23 protein-coding genes are annotated in these 22,077 nt (G+C 39.5%); 9 read left to right on the top strand and 14 right to left on the bottom strand.

Going from position 1 to position 22,077, the window contains the following annotated elements; all coding sequences use genetic code 11:
• Nucleotides 1–38 precede the first annotated feature (38 nt).
• Nucleotides 39–866 carry a DNA adenine methylase gene (locus ACEW80_RS14290; protein WP_373527222.1) on the top strand — a complete coding sequence of 276 codons (828 nt, stop codon included), beginning with the start codon at nucleotides 39–41 and terminating at the stop codon, nucleotides 864–866.
• Here ACEW80_RS14290 and ACEW80_RS14285 read toward each other — a convergent pair.
• The 4 genes from ACEW80_RS14285 to ACEW80_RS14270 all read right to left on the bottom strand — a co-directional run bounded on the left by ACEW80_RS14285 (nucleotide 863) and on the right by ACEW80_RS14270 (nucleotide 4,373).
• Nucleotides 863–1,345: a PD-(D/E)XK nuclease superfamily protein gene (locus ACEW80_RS14285; protein ID WP_373527221.1), complete on the bottom strand. Its 483-nt coding sequence runs from the start codon at nucleotides 1,343–1,345 to the stop codon at nucleotides 863–865. The genes ACEW80_RS14290 and ACEW80_RS14285 overlap by 4 nt on opposite strands.
• Nucleotides 1,346–1,752: 407 nt before the next feature.
• Nucleotides 1,753–1,974, bottom strand: coding sequence for an addiction module protein (locus ACEW80_RS14280; protein ID WP_373527220.1), 222 nt, complete (start codon nucleotides 1,972–1,974; stop codon nucleotides 1,753–1,755).
• A gap of 113 nt (nucleotides 1,975–2,087) precedes the next feature.
• A complete protein-coding gene (locus ACEW80_RS14275; RefSeq protein WP_373527219.1) occupies nucleotides 2,088–3,308 on the bottom strand; it encodes a HetZ-related protein in 1,221 nt (406 codons plus the stop codon).
• A gap of 405 nt (nucleotides 3,309–3,713) precedes the next feature.
• Nucleotides 3,714–4,373, bottom strand: coding sequence for an L-threonylcarbamoyladenylate synthase (locus ACEW80_RS14270; RefSeq protein ID WP_373527218.1), 660 nt, complete (start codon nucleotides 4,371–4,373; stop codon nucleotides 3,714–3,716).
• 82 nt (nucleotides 4,374–4,455) lie between these two features.
• On the opposite strand from ACEW80_RS14270, the gene larC reads away from it, so the two are divergent.
• On the top strand, nucleotides 4,456–5,718 hold the full coding sequence (larC, locus tag ACEW80_RS14265) for a nickel pincer cofactor biosynthesis protein LarC (protein WP_373527217.1): 1,263 nt from the start codon (nucleotides 4,456–4,458) through the stop codon (nucleotides 5,716–5,718).
• A gap of 273 nt (nucleotides 5,719–5,991) precedes the next feature.
• Here larC and ACEW80_RS14260 read toward each other — a convergent pair whose 3' ends face one another.
• The 3 genes from ACEW80_RS14260 to ACEW80_RS14250 form a co-directional block, all read right to left on the bottom strand.
• Nucleotides 5,992–6,291 (bottom strand): hypothetical protein, encoded by a 300-nt coding sequence (locus ACEW80_RS14260; protein ID WP_373527216.1) that lies wholly within the window; start codon nucleotides 6,289–6,291, stop codon nucleotides 5,992–5,994.
• 34 nt (nucleotides 6,292–6,325) lie between these two features.
• Nucleotides 6,326–6,922, bottom strand: a complete 597-nt coding sequence (locus ACEW80_RS14255) for a DUF3177 family protein (RefSeq protein WP_373527215.1) — start codon at nucleotides 6,920–6,922, stop codon at nucleotides 6,326–6,328.
• Between the two features lie 901 nt (nucleotides 6,923–7,823).
• Nucleotides 7,824–8,069 carry a Calvin cycle protein CP12 gene (locus ACEW80_RS14250; protein ID WP_373527214.1) on the bottom strand — a complete coding sequence of 82 codons (246 nt, stop codon included), beginning with the start codon at nucleotides 8,067–8,069 and terminating at the stop codon, nucleotides 7,824–7,826.
• A gap of 362 nt (nucleotides 8,070–8,431) precedes the next feature.
• Between ACEW80_RS14250 and ACEW80_RS14245 the strand changes: the two genes are divergently transcribed.
• On the top strand, nucleotides 8,432–9,664 hold the full coding sequence (locus tag ACEW80_RS14245; protein WP_373527213.1) for an FIST N-terminal domain-containing protein: 1,233 nt from the start codon (nucleotides 8,432–8,434) through the stop codon (nucleotides 9,662–9,664).
• 48 nt (nucleotides 9,665–9,712) lie between these two features.
• On the opposite strand, the gene ACEW80_RS14240 is transcribed toward ACEW80_RS14245, so the two are convergent.
• Complete coding sequence (locus ACEW80_RS14240) at nucleotides 9,713–10,840, bottom strand: metallophosphoesterase (protein WP_373527212.1); 1,128 nt, start codon at nucleotides 10,838–10,840, stop codon at nucleotides 9,713–9,715.
• A 305-nt stretch (nucleotides 10,841–11,145) separates the two neighbouring features.
• On the opposite strand from ACEW80_RS14240, the gene trmB reads away from it, so the two are divergent.
• The 3 genes from trmB (at nucleotide 11,146) to ACEW80_RS14225 (ending at nucleotide 14,577) form a co-directional block, all read left to right on the top strand.
• Complete coding sequence (gene trmB / locus ACEW80_RS14235; protein ID WP_373527211.1) at nucleotides 11,146–11,805, top strand: tRNA (guanosine(46)-N7)-methyltransferase TrmB; 660 nt, start codon at nucleotides 11,146–11,148, stop codon at nucleotides 11,803–11,805.
• Nucleotides 11,806–12,289: 484 nt separating this feature from the next.
• The gene (locus tag ACEW80_RS14230) at nucleotides 12,290–13,450 is read left to right on the top strand and encodes a phosphotransferase (protein WP_373527210.1); all 1,161 of its coding nucleotides are present in this window, start codon (nucleotides 12,290–12,292) and stop codon (nucleotides 13,448–13,450) included.
• Nucleotides 13,451–13,476: 26 nt separating this feature from the next.
• Nucleotides 13,477–14,577, top strand: coding sequence for a T3SS effector HopA1 family protein (locus ACEW80_RS14225; RefSeq protein WP_373527209.1), 1,101 nt, complete (start codon nucleotides 13,477–13,479; stop codon nucleotides 14,575–14,577).
• Between the two features lie 145 nt (nucleotides 14,578–14,722).
• Here the strand turns inward: ACEW80_RS14225 and ACEW80_RS14220 are convergent, their stop codons facing one another.
• The 3 genes from ACEW80_RS14220 to ACEW80_RS14210 all read right to left on the bottom strand — a co-directional run bounded on the left by ACEW80_RS14220 (nucleotide 14,723) and on the right by ACEW80_RS14210 (nucleotide 15,990).
• On the bottom strand, nucleotides 14,723–14,929 hold the full coding sequence (locus ACEW80_RS14220) for a hypothetical protein (RefSeq protein ID WP_373527208.1): 207 nt from the start codon (nucleotides 14,927–14,929) through the stop codon (nucleotides 14,723–14,725).
• Nucleotides 14,919–15,359 carry a PIN domain-containing protein gene (locus tag ACEW80_RS14215; protein WP_373527207.1) on the bottom strand — a complete coding sequence of 147 codons (441 nt, stop codon included), beginning with the start codon at nucleotides 15,357–15,359 and terminating at the stop codon, nucleotides 14,919–14,921. Before ACEW80_RS14215 ends, ACEW80_RS14220 begins: the two co-directional genes overlap by 11 nt.
• Before the next feature lie 94 nt (nucleotides 15,360–15,453).
• The gene (locus ACEW80_RS14210) at nucleotides 15,454–15,990 is read right to left on the bottom strand and encodes a hypothetical protein (protein WP_373527206.1); all 537 of its coding nucleotides are present in this window, start codon (nucleotides 15,988–15,990) and stop codon (nucleotides 15,454–15,456) included.
• A 591-nt stretch (nucleotides 15,991–16,581) separates the two neighbouring features.
• Between ACEW80_RS14210 and ACEW80_RS14205 the strand changes: the two genes are divergently transcribed.
• The 3 genes from ACEW80_RS14205 to ACEW80_RS14195 all read left to right on the top strand — a co-directional run bounded on the left by ACEW80_RS14205 (nucleotide 16,582) and on the right by ACEW80_RS14195 (nucleotide 19,286).
• Nucleotides 16,582–16,779 carry a hypothetical protein gene (locus ACEW80_RS14205; protein ID WP_373527205.1) on the top strand — a complete coding sequence of 66 codons (198 nt, stop codon included), beginning with the start codon at nucleotides 16,582–16,584 and terminating at the stop codon, nucleotides 16,777–16,779.
• 249 nt (nucleotides 16,780–17,028) lie between these two features.
• Nucleotides 17,029–18,207 carry an aminoglycoside phosphotransferase family protein gene (locus ACEW80_RS14200; RefSeq protein ID WP_373527204.1) on the top strand — a complete coding sequence of 393 codons (1,179 nt, stop codon included), beginning with the start codon at nucleotides 17,029–17,031 and terminating at the stop codon, nucleotides 18,205–18,207.
• A 17-nt stretch (nucleotides 18,208–18,224) separates the two neighbouring features.
• Nucleotides 18,225–19,286 (top strand): T3SS effector HopA1 family protein, encoded by a 1,062-nt coding sequence (locus ACEW80_RS14195; protein ID WP_373527203.1) that lies wholly within the window; start codon nucleotides 18,225–18,227, stop codon nucleotides 19,284–19,286.
• Nucleotides 19,287–19,355: 69 nt separating this feature from the next.
• Here ACEW80_RS14195 and ACEW80_RS14190 read toward each other — a convergent pair whose 3' ends face one another.
• From ACEW80_RS14190 to ACEW80_RS14180, 3 genes are all read right to left on the bottom strand, one after another.
• Nucleotides 19,356–20,102, bottom strand: a complete 747-nt coding sequence (locus ACEW80_RS14190) for a peptidylprolyl isomerase (RefSeq protein ID WP_373527202.1) — start codon at nucleotides 20,100–20,102, stop codon at nucleotides 19,356–19,358.
• 137 nt (nucleotides 20,103–20,239) lie between these two features.
• Complete coding sequence (locus ACEW80_RS14185; protein ID WP_373527201.1) at nucleotides 20,240–21,763, bottom strand: HlyD family efflux transporter periplasmic adaptor subunit; 1,524 nt, start codon at nucleotides 21,761–21,763, stop codon at nucleotides 20,240–20,242.
• Between the two features lie 71 nt (nucleotides 21,764–21,834).
• Nucleotides 21,835–22,077, bottom strand: a 243-nt coding sequence (locus tag ACEW80_RS14180; RefSeq protein ID WP_373527200.1) for a hypothetical protein, incomplete at its 5' end; no start/stop codon positions are given.

Here is a 22,077-nt window from a genome sequence, read left to right as displayed (position 1 = left end):
TTACTTAATCGTGATTATTTCAGTTAAATCGGAAGTAAATGGTAATTCAAATTTCTAAAGAAACTAGCCCGCGTCCCTTTTTGAAGTGGGCAGGGGGTAAAAGTAGGTTGATACAGCAATATATTCCTTATTTTCCTGAGAGTTATAAAAATTACTATGAACCATTCTTAGGTGGTGGTGCTATTTTTTTCTATCTTCAACCAAGTGCAGCAATTCTAACTGATATAAATGCCGAATTAATTAACACTTATTGTTGTGTTAGAGATCATGTTGAAGAATTAATTTCTTTATTGAAAGAGCATAAAATCCGACATGATAAAGATTATTACTATAGTGTCAGAAACAACTCCGATGGTACTGCTATAGAAAAAGCAGCTCGTCTAATTTATCTTAATAAGACTTGTTTTAATGGTCTTTATCGAGTCAATTCACAGGGCAAATTCAATGTGCCTTTAGGCAGATATGAAAATCCCAATATTTGTTCTGAGGTTTTACTGCGAACAGCATCAGAAGCACTTTCTACGTCTAAAATTAAACAAACAGATTTTGTTGATATGCTAAATTATGCTACAAGTAGTGATGATTTTATTTATTTTGACCCACCATACTATCCTGTAAGCGAAACTAGCTATTTTACAGCTTATAGTAGCGATCGCTTTGTTGAAGATCAGCAAGTTCAACTCAAAGATATATTTGAAAAATTAGCTGAACGTGGAGTTAAAGTCATGCTATCTAACTCAGATTGTGAATTTATTCGCAATCTTTACAGCAGTTTTAATATCCACAGGATATCAGCATCTAGGGCAATTAATTCCAATGCCAAAAAGCGGGGAAAAATTACAGAATTATTAGTAACTTCGTATTAAAGATTATTGTTATACCAGGCAATAAATGAACTTAAATTATGAACAGAGAGAAGATTTTGATTGAAACCAACTTGTTTACCTAACCACGATACAGCTTGCGGTTTCATACCTCCACCATCAATTAATACAACTGCTTGTGCAGGATAGCAATTTTGAATATTCAAGTTTAGGTAAGGGAGTTTTTCATCGACTGATCCGCTACTTTGCTGCCATTTACACTCAATAATCAGCCCGGAAGAAATGGATGCAGCACCAATAATATAAAAGTCTACATATATATAGCTCCCATAAATTCCTGCTCCGATATAAACCTGCCTTGCATATCGTTTTGGTATAGTATTTGAGCTTAAAAGACATCCAAGGCGCTGTTTCTTTGGTAAATCAAAGCCTACTTGGACATATCCATGACCCAGTAAAGTCCCTTCTACAGCTTTTTCCAAGACATTGCCAGAAGTAACTGCTCTTGCACCTTGAGTCATCTTTATCCTGATTATCTTCAAAAGGTTTCCTGATTTTAGGATTCCCTGGAAGCAACAGTAAATGCTAGGTTATATAAATTTTTGATTTTGGATGCACAAGTCTAGATTTATTAGGTGTAAAGTAGGAAAATATTGGTATTTTTGTACTAAATAAATACAAAATGTATTAATAATTCGATAAGGAACGAGTTACTAATTTAGATAATAGTTATTTGCGTAAGATCGTGGCGAATTGAAGGGTGAAATTTAAACGCAAAGGGGCGCAGAGGTAAGCGCAGAGGCACGCAGGAAATTCGCTACTAATTAATGAAATGTTGTACTTAGTGTCTAAGCTAAATTAGCGCCTTTCGTACCAGTCGTAAGCTTCGATAATGTCTAGTTCTGCGGCTGTAAGGATAGTTAAGTTTCTAGCCATGTCGTTGAGAGATTCTGGCTTTTACATCTTCCCAACTGCTGCCAATGGCTGGGTTTTGTAGATATTCGGCTTTGCGACGGGCTAGCTCTTGTTTCTGCCAATCTAAAACTGCGATCGCTGATGGTATAGCGGCAATCTCATCCCATAAATCTTCTACCAGTTGAAGTTTTTCCGCTCTCGAAAGACTAGAGAGTTCAGGAAATACTGGGTTCATGGTCTTCTCTATATTTTATTCACTTTCATTATCACACCCTAAAACCCTCACATAACAACATTTCTAATAATTAGGATTGAGTTTAGATAAATTTTAGTGATTTCACCTTCATTTTAGCCCGTCTGGGCTTCAGTATGACCGTTGCGGATAGCCCATGCTATTTCTAAAAGTTGAGTCCACCGTTTCTGCATCTGTTTAGGGGTGCATTTGATGGCTTTAGCGATCGCAACGTCGTTTTCCCGTGCAGTTTTTAACTGTAATATTTGCTGTTGCTGTTCTGTGAGTTGATTCACAAAGATTTCCCACTGCTGGGAAGATAAACCCAACTTCTGCTCTAAACCTGCGCCTAACCATTGATGTACTAATTGCCAGTGGTGTTGTTTGGCAAACTTTTCCACATGGTATTTAAACCGTTGTTGGAGATAATCGCGCTGACGGCTGGTTAAACCGAGAATTTGGTCAATTTCTGGGGCTGAAAGGTCTTGGAGCTTCAAGCTGAGGTAGTTCATACAATCAGATTGGCCTTGAGACTCCAGGTATTTCATCAACTCAGTGATGACGCGATCGCGTTCTGATTCTTCAGATGGATCAAAATTAGTTTGGGCAACCATTTGCGATCGCAGTTGTTGCACTGCCGAGTTACGCTGGTAAGATTCTCCTTCTTCACCTTTAGCAGACTCTACCGCCATTTCAATATCTACGGTAGTCTCTTGCGGCTGACGACGAGCAAAACCTTGAGCCCGCAGGATAATCAATTGCTGATTTGCACCACCAGGTAAATTAATCCGGCGTTTGGCATACTGCTCCGTAAAGGACATATATTCAGCTAATTGCAGCTGAGTACGCGGTGTATGATCATTAGGTAGTTCGTTTTCTCTGCGGAAAGCTTTGATCGCTTCGATATAAAATGCTTGTAAAAAATCTTCAATCAGGCTGTAACGAGCTTCAAAACCCAACTCCGAGCCAGACATAGTTACATGGCGGTAAACCATAGCACCCAAATTGCTATGTAATTCCACCCGCCCTTGCTTGGAACCTAGTTGGTAGTAACGTAAGCACTTTTGCATCCGATGCCTTCCCAACGTAATCTGCCAGGACTTGATTTCCCCAGATGTTTGAATACGGGAGCTTTTATCGCAAATGCGTTCTACTTCTATGGCTATGCGCTTTGCTAAAGCTTCTACGCACTTGGGTGCTGCTTTGACTTGCCCTTGCATTTCCTCACACAGCAATTCAATCAATGTATCGCTGCTGCTGTCTAAAAATTCTTCAGTCGAAACGTGGTTCTCAAAAATGTGTGTAGAGTTGGGTAGATTGACGACGTTAGCTTTCATGACTTTTCTAGGGAGTAGTATTGCACCGTAATTACAACGCAGACACAGCAATCAAGTCCGTCCAAGGCTGGATAGTCTTTGGGCATTCATCCGTTAAGATTTGCCCCATGTAATGCTCATATCTAAAGCTCATATATAAAACTGTAGGAAATACGAAAGAGTTATAGCTATGGCAATGTGTCGGTTTTTTTCACAAGCCACCCCATTGACGCTGACACACGAGTACCCACCATTTGATCAAAGTTGTCAAATACCTTGTGCCAACTGTTTCCACCATCCTGTTATATCCACTGCGTCACCGAACAGCCCGTTGTAGATATCACCTCTAAATATGACAATCTCAAAACTGGAGTCGTTTTGATCACAATTTCCGAAACCCAGAGGTGCGCCTGTGAAGTGGAATTCTTATACCCATGCTGCTGCTGCTTCCCAACCTAAACCCCTCCGTTTAATTACTGGTTTATCTTCAGTCATATCCAAGATAGTAGACACTTGATATGTAGGTTCCTCGCCAGTGTCTACAATTATGTCTACCAACTTGTCCAAACGGTCAAATAGCTCTACCCGCGACAGAATAGTTTCTGGATCTATCTGAATCATCCCATCGTCTGCTTCATCTGGTGGCAGATGGGCTGAAGTTGAAATAATCGGATTGCCCAATGCTGCCATTAACTCCAAACATACAATATGGTTTGGTACTCTAATTCCAGTAGTTTTCCGCTTGGGACTTTGCACCAATCGCGGTACTAACTTAGTAGCTGGGAGCAAAAACGTGTATGGGCCTGGAATCAAACGCTTCATAATTCGATAGGCTGTGTCACTTACGGAGGCATAAGTTGCGACATTTGAAAGCGAGGGACATAAAAATGTCAGTGGTTTATCATTTGCTAGCTGTTTAATTTGCCGCACTCGTTCTACCGCCGATTTAGCATTCAAATCACAACCGATCGCATAAACTGTATCAGTAGGGTAAAGCATGACTGCGCCACTAGAAAGCGCCGACTTTATTTCCTCTATTCGGCGAATTTGAGGATTATCCGGATGAACGGGGAAAATTTTTGCCATAACGGGTAGTGGGGAGATGGGGAGCAGGGGGAGAAGAACTATTAATTATTGATCAATGCCAATGACAAATGACAAATTTATTATGAATAAAATAGCTTATTTTCAATGTCCGACGGGGATTTCTGGTGATATGTGCCTGGGTGCTTTGGTAAGTTTGGGTGTTCCTGTGGAGTATTTAATTGAAAAACTCAATGGGTTGGGTATTGAACAGGAATATCAGTTAAGGGCAGAACTTGTCCAGCGGAATGGTCAGCAGGCGACTAAAGTTTATGTAGATTTGGTAGACCACCATCACCACGATCGCACACGCCATTTGCCAGAAATAGAGCAGATGATTCTCAGAGCGAGCTTGCCATCACGAGCAGAAGCTTGGAGTTTGGCGGTATTCCAAAGGCTAGCAGTCGCAGAAGGGGCAGTGCATGGCATTTCTCCTGAAAAAGTTCATTTTCATGAGGTGGGTGCTGTAGATGCAATCGTGGATATTGTGGGTACTTGCCTGGGATTGGATTGGTTGAGGATTGATAGCAATGACCAAGGATGGCCTTTACTTTATTGCTCGGCGTTCCCGACTGGTGGCGGCACTGTTCGGGCTGCACATGGTCAGATGGCGGTACCAGTACCGGCGGTATTAAAGCTGTGGGAAATGCGGGGTTGCCCGGTTTATAGCAACGGCATTGAACGAGAACTGGTGACACCAACGGGAGCTGCGATCGCCACTACTTTAGTAAGAGATTTTGGTTCGCCACCTGCGATCGCGATCAAGCAGATAGGATTGGGAGCAGGAACGATCAATTTACCCATTGCCAATATTCTCCGCCTCTGGCTGGGCGAAAGCGCAAGTTTACAGTCCAATTTCAGCGATTCTGAAGATACTAGCTCAAATTTAGAAACCATCTCGGTACTAGAAACCCAAATTGATGATTTAAATCCCCAAGTGATCGGCTATGTGTTTGAAGCGTTATTTGCTGCTGGTGCGGTGGATGTTTTTACCCAGGCGATCGCAATGAAAAAGTCTCGTCCAGGGATTTTGCTGAGTGTAATTTGTCATCCAGAAAATTTACTCAGTTGTGAAGCGATTTTATTTCGGGAAACCACTACTCTCGGCATTCGGCGAACAACTCAGCAACGCGCCATTTTACAACGGGAAATTCAACAAGTGGAAATTGAATATGGCAAAGTGCGTGTCAAAATAGCATGGAATGGACAATCATCAGAAAAACTTATTACTAATGTGCAGCCAGAATATGAAGATTGTGCAGAATTAGCCCGAAAACATAATATTCCTTGGCGCGAAATTCAACGGCTGGTGCTACAGCGTTGGTATTTAGAAAATCAAGACTACTAATACCATTTCTATGGGGTCGTCGTAGACACGGCTTTTCATTGGGATGTATTAAGTTGCGGGGAGTTAGTTTTTTCTAAAAATGGCTCCATCAAAAATCTCAAAGTCAGCCTTGTCGCAAAATCACCAATTATATCATGTCCGTCAAATTACCCATAATAAAAGAACCCCAGCCCCAACCCCTCCCCGCCTGCGGGGAGGGGAGACAAAGCACAGCTTTAGCGGGGTGGGGTTCTCCGGGTTTAATAAGTAATCAAGCGGACATGATATTACGAATTAGTTGACCCCCAGTTCTGATAATAAAGCTTCCATAGCTTCCCAAGAAATTCCTTGTTGAATATAACGGGGTGCTTCAGGATTGTAAGGACTGGCTACTCGGTCAATGTTGAGGATGTTTGCGCCATCTGGTAAAACTGGTACATCTGCATCAAATGCCGTTGGACGCATCAAAGAACTGGAAAAGCCTCTAAAAATAGCAATTCTATCTTGCTCATCGGCAATTTCCACCGTTACAAGTAGGACTTCTTGGGGGTATTTAGCAGTATATTGTTCCAGTCGCTTGCCAATGGAATTCATTTTTTTAAGAGTATGGCTATGGACACAGTGAGGGTTATTGTGGTGTAGCCGAGCGTCCCTGCTTGCCCAGCTTAATCAAAACAAAATAGCTTAAGTAAAGCACATAAATTACTAAACTAATTATCGCAAGAAAACCTAAGAACTCAGCTTTGCTATTAGCATGGAAATATTCTTTGAATAACAACGGAGCCTCGAACCAGACGCGACAATAGGGAGTTTTCAAAACATTTTCAGAAAAAGCACAACCCAAAAAAGGGATCAAGGCTAGTGCACTCAAAATACAATAAACACTTGTAGCCCAGCGCCAAGAAGTAAAAATAAATTTCAAAGAGCCACTGGTTTGATACTCAATTTCATCGTTGAGATCCACCCAGAACCACAGTGAAATCGGGATCAAAATCCGAGCCATCAACCCTGAAATAAAGCTAACTTGATATTGAGCAATCATTAAGTAAATCGTGATTGCCACCAAGCTTGCTACTCGCCAATATATAGTTAACAATCGTTGTATACTTTCTGCTTTTTGCACAAATGCCCAAATCAGAAGAATTAGCGGAATAATTCCCAGGAATAATACTGCCAGTCGGTAATCAATCCAGACGAAAGGGCGAAACCAGACACTATAGTCCATAGTTTTTCTCAAACGATAAACAAAACAGTTTTAACCAACAGTGATTACCCATAACTGACATACTTGTAAGCTATTAGCTACTTAGTAGTTTATCTATATTACATAACAATTTAATTCAACCACAAAACTCGGTGGCTAGCCTCAAAACTACACCCTGACTTCTCTCTGCAAGTAAGCGGCTCCCAAACTCATATCATTTCACGAAATTCATACTACATACACGTTTTTAGGGGCGTACATTTATACCTTGGTGTCAACTTAAGCTAGGAATAGCTTAACTGTTGGCTTCATCACCCACCTTGAACTTTAGTTCAAGGCTAACAGCTAAAGTCTACTGAAGTAGACTAGAGATTTTTGGAGGTATTTAGTCATCTGAAGATGACTTGTGCTATTAGCAAGGAAGTTAAGTTCCTTGCCGGACATCACTTTTACGTTAAGTTGACACATATGACATCTATACGTCTCTACAGCCAATTCCTTTGTTGCAAAGGTTTTTGGAAAAGGTATTATTAAGATGAACTTTTGTCAATTATTTAGTTCATTTTTCTAATCTCTCTATTGAGCAAAAAAACAAGCAACTCGAAGATATTCGACTTAGATTTTGCACCTACCTGTAGTAAGCATCAGAGAGAGTTTCAAAACCCACCTAGACGCTATATACTTAGCACTCCTGAACGAAACCCCAATTTATTCGAGGTTTCTTTTTGAGATCAAAAAACTCTCAAAGTTCAATCTTTAGACATATCTAACTCCACACATTTCACCAAGTTTACACCCCTTAAGGAACATGATGAAAAAGAGCGATCGCTATTTTAGACGGGAGTGGACTGAAGATACGAGATATAAGTAAATAGATCCTAGTTGCTTGCTCACTAAACAAAAAATTCACTTACCTCAATTTCTAGTCGTCGTAAACCCGGCATTCAATTGCGTCTGGGTTGTCATCACAATACTGTTCTAGAGAGTTTTTTGGCTTGCTTTGGCGCTTGTGTGAGGCTTCAGCTTGCATTTCTTCTACCGCATCCCAAGCAGCAGCACACTCTGGTGAAGTGCTACCTGTAATATCACAGGTAGCACGTGCTTGTTCTACTTCTTCGTGAATTTTTTCTTGGATGTCATCCTTTACTGTTTCCTGGATGTTGCTCATTGCTTTAGTCTCGCTGTGTGTTGTTAATACTATTATAGAAAAAATTCAAAAATTGCAGCTTTTGGCTTTATTACTAACTATTCTAACAATTTAGCTGCTCCTTAAGTTAGTGTTTTAGTCTATTGGTTTATCACCCATACAGCAGACTAACGCATCCACCTTTATTTTTAAGATTTTCTGGAATCATTACCATAGATGAATAATCATACAATATATTTAGATGCGTGTATTAGGGAATAATCACCCCAGTTTCCTAAAATGGGGAATACAAAGGGCTGGCGTCAACTCTTGTAGGATGCAATTCTTCCCAAAATGAAAAACTAAAAACTACTAGCCTAAAAAGACAAAGAAGCTCAAAACTCATGGCAGACCAAATGCAGTGGACAAACGCCCTATCAACCCATCATTCATTGGAAGCAGCAGTCGCAGATGTGGTACAACGAGCTGTCTCGTCGTTAACCGCACCTGCGGATTTAGGGCTGGTATTCATTTCGTCTGCTTTTACGAGTGAGTATTCTCGACTATTACCCTTGTTGGCTGAGAAACTTTCTGTGCCGATGCTCATTGGCTGTAGTGGTGGAGGTGTAATTGGGACAACGGTTAGCGGAGAAACCCAAGAACTAGAAGCTGAACCAGCTATCAGCCTGACTTTAGCGCACCTTCCAGGGGTGAATATTCAAGTATTTCATGTTGTTGCTGAAGAATTACCTGACTTAGACGGCCCACCAGATGCTTGGCTTGATTTGATCGGTGTGCCATCATCTCCGACACCCCAGTTCATCTTATTATCTAGTTCCTTCGCCTCTGGAATCAATGATTTGTTGCAAGGGCTGGATTTTGCTTATCCAGGATCAGTGATCGTGGGGGGACAGGCTAGTGGTGGGGGTATGGGTGGTCGTGTTGCCCTTTTTTGTAACGAGGTTGGCGGTGAGCTAGGACAACACCTGTATCGTGAAGGCACTGTCGGTATAGCTTTGACTGGCAATATTGTGTTGGAAACGATTGTAGCCCAAGGATGCCGACCCATTGGCAAACCGTTGCAAGTTACAAAAGCCGATCGCAATATTATTCTAGAATTAGATGAAAAAGTACCTCTGGTGGTATTGCGAGATTTGATTGCCAGTCTTAGCGAACAAGAACGCACCTTAGCACAGCACTCTCTGTTTGTTGGTGTGGCAATGGATGAATTTAAGATGGCTTTGCAACAGGGAGACTTTTTAATTCGCGGTATTCTGGGGGTAGATCCCACAGCTGGGGCGATCGCAATTGGCGATCGCGTCCGTTCTGGTCAAAGGCTGCAATTCCACCTGCGTGATGCCCAAGCCTCTGCTGAAGACTTAGAATTACTTCTGCAAAGTTATCAACAGCAACGAGACTCTGAACCTTCTGCCGTAGCTGCCTTGATGTTTGCCTGTATGGGGCGAGGTGAAGGACTCTACGGTAAACCCAATTTCGATTCTGAACTATTTAGGCGCTACCTCACCGACATTCCTGTAAGCGGCTTTTTCTGTGGCGGTGAAATCGGCCCTGTTGGTGGCAGAACATTCTTACACGCCTACACTTCAGCATTTGGAATTTGCCGCCAAAATCGGTAGTGAGTGCTGAGTTATGAGTTGATGAATTAAATTTTTAACTCCTCACTCCTAACTCTTATTTAGTAAAAGTGTGCTGTTATTATCAATCAAACTAATATCTCCACCAGTGGGGATGCCTGAGTTGGGCTGCGATGCATTGTATGTCTGAATGTAGCGCTGTACCTCTAGTGGAAAATGAGGGTAATCTAACACCGCATCTCCATCGGCAATAGTTGCCCAGAAGTCGCGCAAACTAGGAGCCAGTTCTTTTGCCTGTGATAGTGGTAAGTTTAATGGAGAGTTAGTTAGTAGTCTGATTAAAAAGGAGAAAGAGCGATCGCCCATCCACTGCCGCGATGAGTGTTGCAAGTCAGGGAACTCAGGCACTGACTCTACCCGATGGGATAAAATTTGCAACCATTGTTTACCTTGCTTATCTTGACTAAACTCTAGCACCCGATAAGGGTGAGGATAACTAACTAAAGAACCAGTGGTAATATCATATACTCCCTCTGAGTAAGCAACATCCTGAATGTGCAAATGCCCCGTAAACACTAGCTTGACTCCATAGCGCCTTAGCAACTGCAACAAGTCTGCTGAATTAGCCAACATATAGCGATTTGCCAGTGGGTGGTTCGACTGATTGGGCAAATGCTCGACTACATTATGATGCACCATCACCAAAACTAATTCATCACCAGATGCCGCCAGCACCTCTTCTAACCACCCTAGCTGTTTGGTATCCAAACACCCCACCTGCTCACCTTGGTCATTGAAGGAATTAGAATTTAGTCCAATCAACTTGACTCCAGGTAGCAACTGACGAATGTAGTAAATCTGCTGTGGATCGTCATAGCCAAACTTAGTGTAATAATAGGGAAAATCTGCAAAAGCAATTGATTGCTGATTAGCCAACAGCACAGGAACGTCATGATTACCAGGAACAACATAGACAGGAAAAGGTAGCTGGGCTAACCGTTCTTGCAACCAAGCATGATTCTCTGGTTCGCCATGCTGTGTTAAATCTCCTGGTAGCAAGAGAAAATCTAAATCGAGTTGTGTTAAATGTTTTAGTACACTTTCAAAGGCCGAGATACTGACTTCGACTAGATGAAACCGGCTAGGATGATTCCAGATTGTGTGGGGAAGTGCCAGGTGTAAGTCACTGACTACCGCAAAGCGAAAATTGAGAGTCATTGATTTATGAAAATGTTAAAAGCAGGGGTTAAAACAAGTCTTTTCCCAAAAGTATAACGCTTGCTTTGTTTGCCTGCTTAGAAACGCATCCACTTAACATTTATATACAGTTAATTTTAAGTAGGCGGACAAAAATATTTACAGCCATTGCGAGCGATCGCGGAGCGTCTCGGAGAGAAGCGATCGCAATGACATTGTGTAATTGATTCCATTCGATTACTTATTGTTGCGGAGAATACCCACCTGACTACAGCATATAGTTCGGTTTAAAATAAGCATTTGAGAGAAATTAAAGGCTAAAGCTATTGATATTACGTAAGAAAGTCCGAGTCCGCCAGCATGTTAACCCACTTGGTAGCAAATATCAAACACCAGCGAGTCCCCTTGACTGGGAAAAAGTTTATGCAAAGCCAAATCAACCACTACATCTAGATATTGGCTGCGCCAAGGGACAGTTTTTATTGAATATGGCAAAGATAGAACCTAACTGGAATTTTCTCGGCTTGGAAATTCGGGAACCGCTGGTGGCGGACGCGAATAAGTTAGGTTATGAGTTAAATTTAACAAACTTGCATTACTTATTTTGTAATGTAAATAATTCCTTACCGCTGTTATCTTCTCTCCCTCCAGGAACTTTACAGCGCGTTACAATTCAATTTCCCGATCCTTGGTTTAAAAACCGCCACGCTAAACGTCGTGTAGTGCAACCAGAATTAGTAAGAGAATTAGCTAATTATCTGGCGGTTGGTTCTGTTGTCTTTCTGCAATCAGATATGGAATTTGTCGCCGTGGAAATGCGCGATCGCTTTGCTGAAAATCCAGCTTTTGAGAAAATGGGTACAGAAGAATGGTTGTCACAAAACCCGCTACCAGTCCCTACAGAACGGGAAATATATACCCAAAATAAGGGTGAGCCTGTTTATCGAGCTTTGTTTGTCAGGCGAGAAGTTACCAATGAGGAATAATGAGAGAGCGATCGTCTAGCACGATAAATGCCAAATCTGGCTTTACATATTGACATTTTAGAGATTGTATGAAATATAAGTTGATGCAGAGCGACTTAATATTAGACATTACCTGTCAATTAACAATATTTTCGGGACATAAATGTTTTAGTTAATGGTCGAAATGGTCTGAGATATTTAATTTGAATCGGTATGCAAGATTTTGCAGCTTGAGTAACTAAGATTATATGCTCTTAGAGAAAAATAGGGATAACTCAAAATTTCTTGTTTTTTAGTGACATAAAAGTTTTATTTGTGTCTAATTTATAGTTTCAACAATAGAATAGAGAGCTTTGTTTTTTCCTATAATAGAAACCTACATTAAGCAATTACACTGATTCAATGTTTAACCTAAAATAGTCAACAATTAAGAGAAAAAGAACAAGGTATCATTATTTTATTCTTGCTGTTTAAAATTAAAAAATAGATTACAAATTCAAAAGTTATGACATTTTTATTGAATTCTCATAATGTTTTCGATTATTTAGTTGTACATGGTCTATGTAATCAGTGCGACCAACCACCCAGTCAGATAGAACCAGTTACAGCTAAAAATTTTAATTTATTACTGAGTTGGTCAGGCGATCGCAAGCTTCTAGTTAAACAAGAACGACACAATCAGGAAGGAAAAGCCGCTGGTGAATTTTTAAGCGAGTGGCGAATTCAAGAGTTTTTACAACAATTTCCAAACCTTGACAACTACCACTCGTTTTTGCCAGAGGCACTGCATTTTGATGCTGAAAATTCCATTATTGTCTTCAGATATCTGGATGATTATCGGGATTTAATGGATTTCTACACTAAAGAAAAGAGCTTTTCTACAGAAATTGCTAGGGAAATTGGCACCATCTTAGGCACTATCCATCGTGATACTTTCAACTGCCAAGAATATCAGGAATTCTTTTCTAAAAATTCTGATAATTTAATGGCTGATCAAGTATCACATTTAGTTCGGGGGTTAGAACGGATTGAACCAGAAATTTTTGGTCTAGTTCCTGGGGATGGGTTAAAGTTTTTTGCTCTATATCAACGTTATGATAGCTTGGGACAGGCGATCGCACAATTAGGTAATGCTGTGATTCCCTGTTGTCTAACGCACAATGATTTGAAACTAAATAATATCCTGCTGTACAAAGATTGGCACGATTCCAGTAACAATATTGTCCGGCTAATTGATTGGGAACGCTCCGCTTGGGGAGATCCAGCTTTTGATTTAGGAACACTTATTGGCAGCTATGTACAAATCTGGCTGGGTAGCTTGATTATCAGCAATTCTTTGAGTATTGAAGAATCTCTACGCTTGGCAATAACACCTTTAGAACTGCTTCAACCTTCAATTTGTGCATTAACTCAAGCTTATTTAAACACTTTTCCAGAAATTCTAGAACACCGCCCTGATTTCTTGCAACGGGTAGTGCAATTTACAGGTTTTGCTTTGATTCAACAGATTCAGGCGATGATTCAATATCAAAAATCTTTTGGCAATATGGGGATTGCTATGCTTCAGGTTGCTAAGACATTATTAAGCCGTCCTGTACAATCGATGCCAACAATTTTTGGTGCTGCTGCTGTTGAATTAAGTCACCTGAGTAGTTCTGCTGTTTAAATCATTTTGTTATTACTAAAGTAGTTATGCAATTATTAAATTCTCCTCAAACTCACCTAGAGACTAGTTTAACTGGGCAATTACTGGATGTTCTGCAAGATATTGTTCGGAAAATTGAGATAAAACCTGATTTCTCCATCCACCATCCAAATTACAAACCTTTGGAATTACCATCTGAGGCAGTTGAACGTTTTCAAAAGATGCCAACCCAGATGCAACAAAAATATCTGAGTCTACAATTGCGGAGTTTTCTTTACGGTATCTATTACAACGGTTCTATGCAAAGTACGTTGGCACTTGATGGCGAGGGAAATGGTTTGCCCCTAGATTTGGAGAATAATACTGTTTTAGGGGTAGATATGGGGTTTTATAAGCAATTGCATGAAAGTAATTTTGGAGAGGGTTATTTTGATTCTGGTTGGTCTGTTTTGAAAGAAGAAACTGATGGGACTTTAGCTGTGACTAAAGGCGGTTTGAGGGTGCATATTGAACGTAATAAGCATCTTCAACCTACTGAAGTGGGATCTGTGGTAGGTGATTCTGTGGCTATTCAGATGCCTAAGAATCGAGTACAAAATGGCTTTTACATGGCCGTTGGCAATGCAGGCTTCAGTCGTATTGAAGATGTGAAAATTCAGCCTGTAACTGTACGAATTTATATCAATGTAACTCCTGAAGGTGCTGTCGCAGTGATGGGGAGTTTAACACAAGGACTGAATGAGTTAGCAATTCCTTTCAGTTTCAAGGTTTTGTATAACCCCAAGGAATACCAACGCTACGATTCAGGGGTGCTTTACTTTGACAAGAGAGACTATGAAGTTGTTAAGCAAGTTTTAAAAACTATTTATCAAGAACACCAATTGCATTTTAAGTCAGAAATTCCTTTATTTACCAAACAACTAGCACTAGGGTTGGGGTTAGCAGAAGAACCAGACCAGAAATTTGCTGTTCAAGAAAGCTTTGGGATGAATCGCTGTCAGATTGTGGCGAATGGGTTACTGGAAGCTTGGCAGCAAGGGGATGACTTGCCAGAGGTTAGAATGCAGGCTATCATTGGGCAATTTTCTCGTTTGGGGATTGAGTTGCAGCGCCCTTATGTTAATGCCAATTCAGAAGATATTTATTAGACATCTTCGGAAAAGAATAGACTCTCTTGCATAAATCCTAAATGTGTCATTTAAGCGAAATGAAACATATTGTGAGATTCTTCTCTACGAGAGGCTAGGCGAACACTACACTCCGTTCCGTTCAGAATGACTCATCTATGTTTCATTACATATCTTGATAGGCTTTAATTTTTTCATACAAACTATCAACATTATCTTGAGCAAATAGCTTTTCTTTTAGTTGTAAATAATCACTTTCGCCTAATTTACAAGCTGCCCAAAATTTCATCACCTTGGATGGCTCTAAATGTGTGAGTAAAACTTGTATTACTTCTTGTAAGTTTTGTTGTTCATTAATAACTTTAATTGTCATCTTCTATCTCCAAAATAAAATCAGTGGGGTTAATTGCTTTGAGTGTTAAACCTTGACAGCGATTGATTAATCTTTTATCGCAAGTGATAAAATAATCACTTTTAGAAGCTTCGGCACAAGCAACGTGGAGAGCATCAATGGCTTTAATCCCTTGTTGTTCTAGTTGTTTTGCTCTCCCTCTAATATTTTCATCTAGTAATACTCTCAATGTAGCTATTTGTAAGTATCGCTCCATTGACTGTTGGTTTAGAGGAAATGGGTTACGGCTATTTTCATATTCTAGAACTGAAGAACTAACTAATTCTATTAATTTGGCTTCGACCATTTGTACAATTAAGATGACAGCTTGTGTTTCTAGAAATACTTTTGGCTGTATTTGGTCATCAAAGGGGCGGTTATAAATACTTGTGTCTAAATAAACTCTGGTCATGTCACTGTGTCTAATACTTTCTCGGCTTCTTTAACTAACATCATGATCAGCACTCCATAACAAATTAACTAAACGTTTTGGCTGGGAGTCTTCATCAATGAGTAGTTTTAGGCTCAAGGGAGACTCCTTCTTGTTCAAGGCGGTAACGTTCCTCTTCTACTTCCAGTTTCAACAGTTCTTGGTGACTTTCGCAATAGTGAATAGCTTCCTCGATCGCAGCAAGGGGGATGTTCCAATTGTCTGCTACCTCTTCTATTGACATCTGGTTGGCAATCATATCTTGCCACACAGTCGAAGCAAGTAGTTTTCGCCCTTTGATGTAAAGTTGCCGCCGCCAAGGGTGAGGGCGTTCCACCAGATATTGCCAGTTGCCTGTTGGAGGAGATTCAAGTTCTGGGATAAGTAGGCGGACTTGCCCTTCTCTTGTGTGGAGAAATAGTTGAGTACCTGGGCGCATCTGGCGCTTGAGCATGACCATTAGATCAATGGAACGCAGGATTGTTTCTTTGGTATTAGGAGCAGCGATCGCATCACGTAGCCAGTTGAGCTTTGCTTCTTGTTCTGGAGTAATGTTGAAGTTCTGTCGCTTAGTTTCTACCGTTTCTGGATTAGATGATATCGGCGTGGTCATGTTACCTCATAACTAGGAATCAGCTTAGTAAGTATAATATGAGTATATCATACTCATATAGTTGACGTAATTGATGCGATGTCTACGACGGGCTTTGCCTACGCATTTTTGGCAATGCAATCATTTAATATCTGTTGATCAGCCTAGAGTTTGGATACCAACTTTGTAGAGGCTGTGGAAAGCGATCGCGCAGTTTGCAGCACGTCTCACCTGAGTTCGACAGATTGTAGCAAATAGCATGGGGTTTGCTGCTACTACGACAATGAAATAGCCCTAAATTTTTATCGTTTAGTCTTAAAGGATTTTTGGGCTGATTTTTTGTCGCTTTTGGTTAGTTCAAAATCTATGGGGACATAACTATTTTAGTTTTGTCTGGTGTCAAGCTCATCTACTTATACAATCCTTTACAAAAAATAGATTTTTACCATAAATAGCCGACTATTTTTACCTTAATCTGTAACTTTTATGGTCTGTTAACTCTGTTGAACTATCTAGGCATATTCAAACCTTTTTAATAGGATGTAATTAGGAAACAAACATAACTATTTGATTCCTAATCACTAACACAATTGTCTTGGAGACTAAACTCAAATGGCTAATATAAAAGTTAATGACATCAAACCCGCTGGTACTGCATTGTTTGCCGATTCTGAAAGTTTCCTGAACTATCTAAATGATGATGAAATAGGTCAGGTAACAGGAGGACTAGCGGCTAATAGCGGTGTTTCAAATAGTTGTACTAGTGGTAATTGTCAAACACATGCTGCCTTTGATATTTTTGCTGTTTAATATTACTCACTTTCATAATTAAGGTAAAGGAAAAGGTTTCAGGGCAAACTCCTATATATTTAACCTTTTCCCTTTTCTATATCAGTTAGCACTTATAGACTAAATTTGCTATGAAGTTGCTACACTTGTTTTTTTGGAATTTGAAGATTGGATAGTTTAAGACTGACCTAAATTAACTTATGTTTTAAGCAGAAGTAAAAGCAGTAATACTTTGCTGTATGCAATTAAAAAACTAAAAATAGGCTGTTTATGAAAGGCAAGTTAAACCATCAAAACTTATTTAAATACTTGGTAGACGCTAATATATGCCAAGAAAAAGATTTGGAATATCTGCAAGTTGACGTTAAATGTAGCAAAAACTACTATTGGATACTCAATCTACCAATTTACAATATAGCTGTTAAGCAGATATCTCATAAATATGAGCCTATTATAGACAACTCTATTAGCAATGAGCTGTATATTCATGACTTTTTGCCATCTTGTCCTGATTTATTCTATACCTCATCATTGGCTCCCAATATACTTCATTTTGATGGAATCAATTCTATACTAATATATAAATATTCCAGTGATTATGTTAATTTAGAGAGTTATTATGAAAATAATAACTCTTTTCCAATATCAATTGCTAAATTAGTCGGACATACTTTAGCAACACTACATTCGGAAACTAGAAACTCTCAGAATTGCTATAAATCCTTAACAAAATATAAAGATAACTTTAAAGATACTTTCCCTTATAATAACTATATTTTAAATAGAATTGAACCTGAAAATTTAAGAAGGTTTCCAGTAGAAGGTTTAAGATTTATTGCTTTTTACCAACGCTATGAAAAGCTGAAAAATGCAGTTATTGAGCTTGTAGCTCATCAGTCCCACTGCTGTCTAACCCATAATAATCTTCATTTAAATAAAATTTTAATTCACAGGCAGTCGGAGAAGCTATTATCAAAAACTGATTATTATGATCTAAGTTTAATTAAACTTCTTGATTGGGAAAGTTTTAGCTGGGGTGAGCCAGCCTGCGATTTAGGAATAGCAATTGCTGGTTATTTGTTAGTATGGCTTAACAGTATCACTGTACATCCAGCTATTGAACTGGAGCAATCTTTACAGCTAGCTACAATTCCCCTAGAAATGATTTATCCCTCAATTGCAGCTATGACCAAAGCTTACATCAATACTTATCCCAAAGTTTTAGAAGATCACGCTGATTTCCTTAAACGGGTTATTCAATTTGCTGGACTTGGGTTAATTTATACAATTTTGCGTAACTTTCAAGATCCCAATTTATCTAATAATCGGTTCATTTGTATGATGGAAGTAGGAAAAAATTTACTTTGCCAACCAGAAGAATCTTTTAGCTCAGTTTTTGGTTTAACGGTATCAGATATTATAGACACAGCACTACATTCTAGCAAATAGCATTAATAACAACTATTATGCAATTACTCAAGATATTGCAACATATCGCTAGCAATCTTAAAATAACAGCTTCTGACTTACATCTCACTTATGCGAACTTCCCCACTATAGAAATTCCCACTGCTACACTAGCACAGCTACAAAAAATGCCTCAGCAAATTCAATATAAGTGCTTAAACTTACAGATGCTAAGATTGATATATAGCATTTACTGCGAAGGCTCACCTGTGACAGAAGTAAGCGAAGAATTTCAGATGAATGACCTAATTTTAAAAAAAATAGCTTCTGTAGAAGTTGATTGGGAATTCTACGAACAATTGGAGAGTAACAATATAGGAAAAGGTTGGTTTCATCCAGATTACCGCGTTCTAAGAGAAGAAGCTGATGGCAGTCTCGCTGTACAGTATGATGGTGTTATTATACACATCCAACGAAACCATCATCTTCCGTTAACAAACCAATCGGCTATGGTAGGTGATCTTGTATCAATATGGTCTCCTTCTAGCTATCTACAGCAGGATTTCTATTTGGTAATGGGAGATGCGTCTGGTGATTTTGGGCATCCAGCAAATTTTTCCAATCAGGCGGTACTTGTTTATTTTAACTTCAGTCATGAGGCTGCAATTGCAGCCATGAAATGTGTAACGACAAGATTGAATGCAATGAATGTTCCTTTCACTTTCAAAGTCTTATACAACCCTTTAAAATATAAGCGCTATGATTCAGGAATTCTTCGATTTGATAATGTTGAATATAAATTAGTTTGGGAAGTCTTGAAAACTATTTATACAGAAAATAAATCCCACTTTCAACCTCAGACTCCCTTATTTACTAAAGTGCTTGCACCTGGAATTGGCTTGGCTGAACACCCAGATCGACAATTTAGGTATCAAGAAAGTTTTGGGATTAACCGTTGTCAAATTGTTGCCAATGCTTTACTAGAAGCTCACACGAATGGTGATGAATCTCCAGAATCTAGGATGAAATATATACTCAAATATTTAGATAAATTTAGGATTGACATAGAGCATCCATATCTCAATCCTAACTCTGAAGATATCTACACACCATTGGAGTAAAGCAAAGTGTGCAAGCCAATACCCCTGTTAAACGCAATAAAACTCAAGGTTAAACTTCAGGATAAAAACTCAGCTAAGGTCGTTCCAGTGCTTAATAACCTCAATTTTTGCAATTTGTTGCTTCAACCATTCAGAAAACAAATGTGAAGAAATTTCTTGATACAACTTGTCATTCAATTGTGATTGAATAATCTCCTCAACTAAGATCAAGTGTACTCCCTTAGAAGTCAAAATTGGTTTGATAAGCTCCGGTGGTTTAGCAGTAAAAACAGCAGCAGAAATTTCTGGCTTCAGTGAGTTGCGGAACACCATTCCTTTATATCCTCCAGAACGGCGTAACTCTGTATCCTGAATGTATTTGTGACCAACATCATAGAAACTCATCTCACCTTCTTTAATAGCATAGAAAAGTTCTAGCGCTAAGTCTTCATCATCCAACACAACCTCATACATTACCACACCAGCATAGTCTAGCTGATGTTCAAAAAAATAAGGTTCGATTTTATCTATGAATAGATGTTGGCTTAACTTACTAATAAGGATACTGTTATATACGATTTCTTCAAAGTCATCTAAGGACAACCCATATTTTTCTAGCCATTCCCAAGTCTCTTCAGCACTTGTGAGTTTATTTATTAAGCGGAATAAGTCTGCTGTTTTTTGTAATTCTTCTGTATCTATTTTTATCCCAGCTTCTTCCGCAGCAGTTCTAATCACTTTGCGGCTAATAATCTGCTCAACTATTTCAGGAATTTTGTAAGATAACTTAACTTGCTGAAGAATATCTTTGTTAGTAATAGTGATAGTTTGTGGCATGATATTTATCCTAAATTTGGTTAGCAAAATTAAACATGAGAGCATGAATTTTTAGCGGGATGTAGAGACATTACATCTAACATCTCTACATTCCCAATTCCCATGTCCTTTGGACGTAGGGAAGGGGGTTGGGTTTTCTACAATTTTACCCCTCCCTGCTGCAACTGCTTAAATGGATCAAGCAGAAAATCAATAATCCGACGCTGGCGTACAATTACCTCAGCTGTCGCCGTATCCCCAGGACGCAAGGCAATACACTTATTAGCCGAGGGAATACAATTTTGGTTTAGGGCAATTTCCAAGTCATAAGCTGCAACCTTTCCATTAGATGTTTCTACCTCTATAGTAGTAGGAGAAATCTCTAATAATTCTCCTTCTAGTACTCCATAATCCTGAAAAGGATAGGCATCAAACTTTAACTTGACTGGCAATCCTTTTCGCAAAGAACCACTCTCATTCGTCGCCATTTGCGCCCGAATTATTAGCGGCGAACCTTCGGGTGAAATCTCCGCAATCATTGCTCCAGGCTGCACCACAGACCCAGCCCGTTGTATCGGTAACTGAAACAGTCTACCATTTACGGGGGATCTTAACTCTCGTTGTCCTAACTGAAACTTTAACGAGACAATCTGACTCCTACTTTGAGCAATTTCTGCCTGAAGCGTAGTAATTTCTGTCTCCAAATTCTTCTGTTGCTCGTCGATTTTTAGCACAGCTAGCTTGCTGGAACGAGTCAAAGTCTGATAACTCCTTTCCTGTTCTTTCAGTCGCAACTGTGCCTGCTCAATATCTGCATTTGCTTGCCGAATAGTCCGCTCATAACTACTCTGTTGTTCTACCAAACGTAGTTTAGCTTGCTGAATATCTGACTGATTTTGTTCGTATAACTGTTGCTTGTCCTTAGCTATATCTTGCTTCTGGACAACATTAATTTCTGGAACAACCCCTGATTGCCAAAGACTGCGATAGCGTTCAACTTCGCGCTCGGTACTCGCTAAACTACTGTTTACTAACTTATTAGCTGTTTGACTATGCTCAACAGTTTGCCGTGCCTGATTGACTTGAGCTAATTTTTCGTCTTTTTGTAAATCATAAGAATTCCTAAGAGCATTCATATTCTGTCGCGCTTGATCAATTTGAGACTGCTTTTCTAACTGTTGAGATTGATTTTGTTGCTGTTGCGTTGTCAAAGATACAACTAATTGACTTTTAGATGAATTTAACTGAGAAAGTCGATTTAATTGTCCCTCCAACTTATCCTGTATCTGCCGCATTTCCGCTTTAACTAATTCTGATTCCAACACCAATAAAGTCTGCCCAACTTTAACCGAATCACCCTCCTTTACCCGAATTTTGGCAACAGTACCTGCCACAGCAGCATCCAGCCTAACCGTCTTTCCCTTTGGTTCAAGTCGCCCTCTTGCGGAACCTGTTTCATCCACCTTAGATAGCATTGCCCAAGGTAAAATGATCGACACAAACACTACCAAAAAATACAGCAATCCTCTTGTCCAAACCTGGGGCAAGCTATCAAGCAAATCCTTAGTCGCGTCAGCCCAATCATCAGTTGTTCTATCTGGTGTTTGCTCCCTTAAAATTTCCTGGGGCTGTTCTACCTCATAGATTTCGGTTTGAACGCTTCCATTCAATGTGTTTGGCATGATTTTTGCTGATATAAATTTGGGATTTTGGATTGTGGAGACAAGAAAAACTTCGTACTTTTCCTATTTTTTCACCCCGCAACATCCAACTGTTGATGATTGAGATAATAATAATGTCCCCGCTTCGCCATCAACTCTTGGTGAGTCCCACTCTCAATCAACACGCCTCTATCTAGGGCTTGCTGATTAAAGCTGAAACCCTTGTACAAATAGTGATTGAAGTCTATAAATGGGAAAAAAGTGCAAGGCAATCGGGTAAAATGGGTAAAAATCCTCACATAAATATAGAAAATGTATCGAAAAATTGAAACTCT

Origin of the sequence: Nostoc sp. (assembly GCF_041747015.1) — a bacterium.
In the GTDB taxonomy this organism is placed as follows: Bacteria; Cyanobacteriota; Cyanobacteriia; order Cyanobacteriales; family Nostocaceae; genus Nostoc.
The sequence above is the reverse complement of the archived record's forward strand: the minus strand, read 5'-3'. Positions and strand labels throughout refer to the sequence as shown.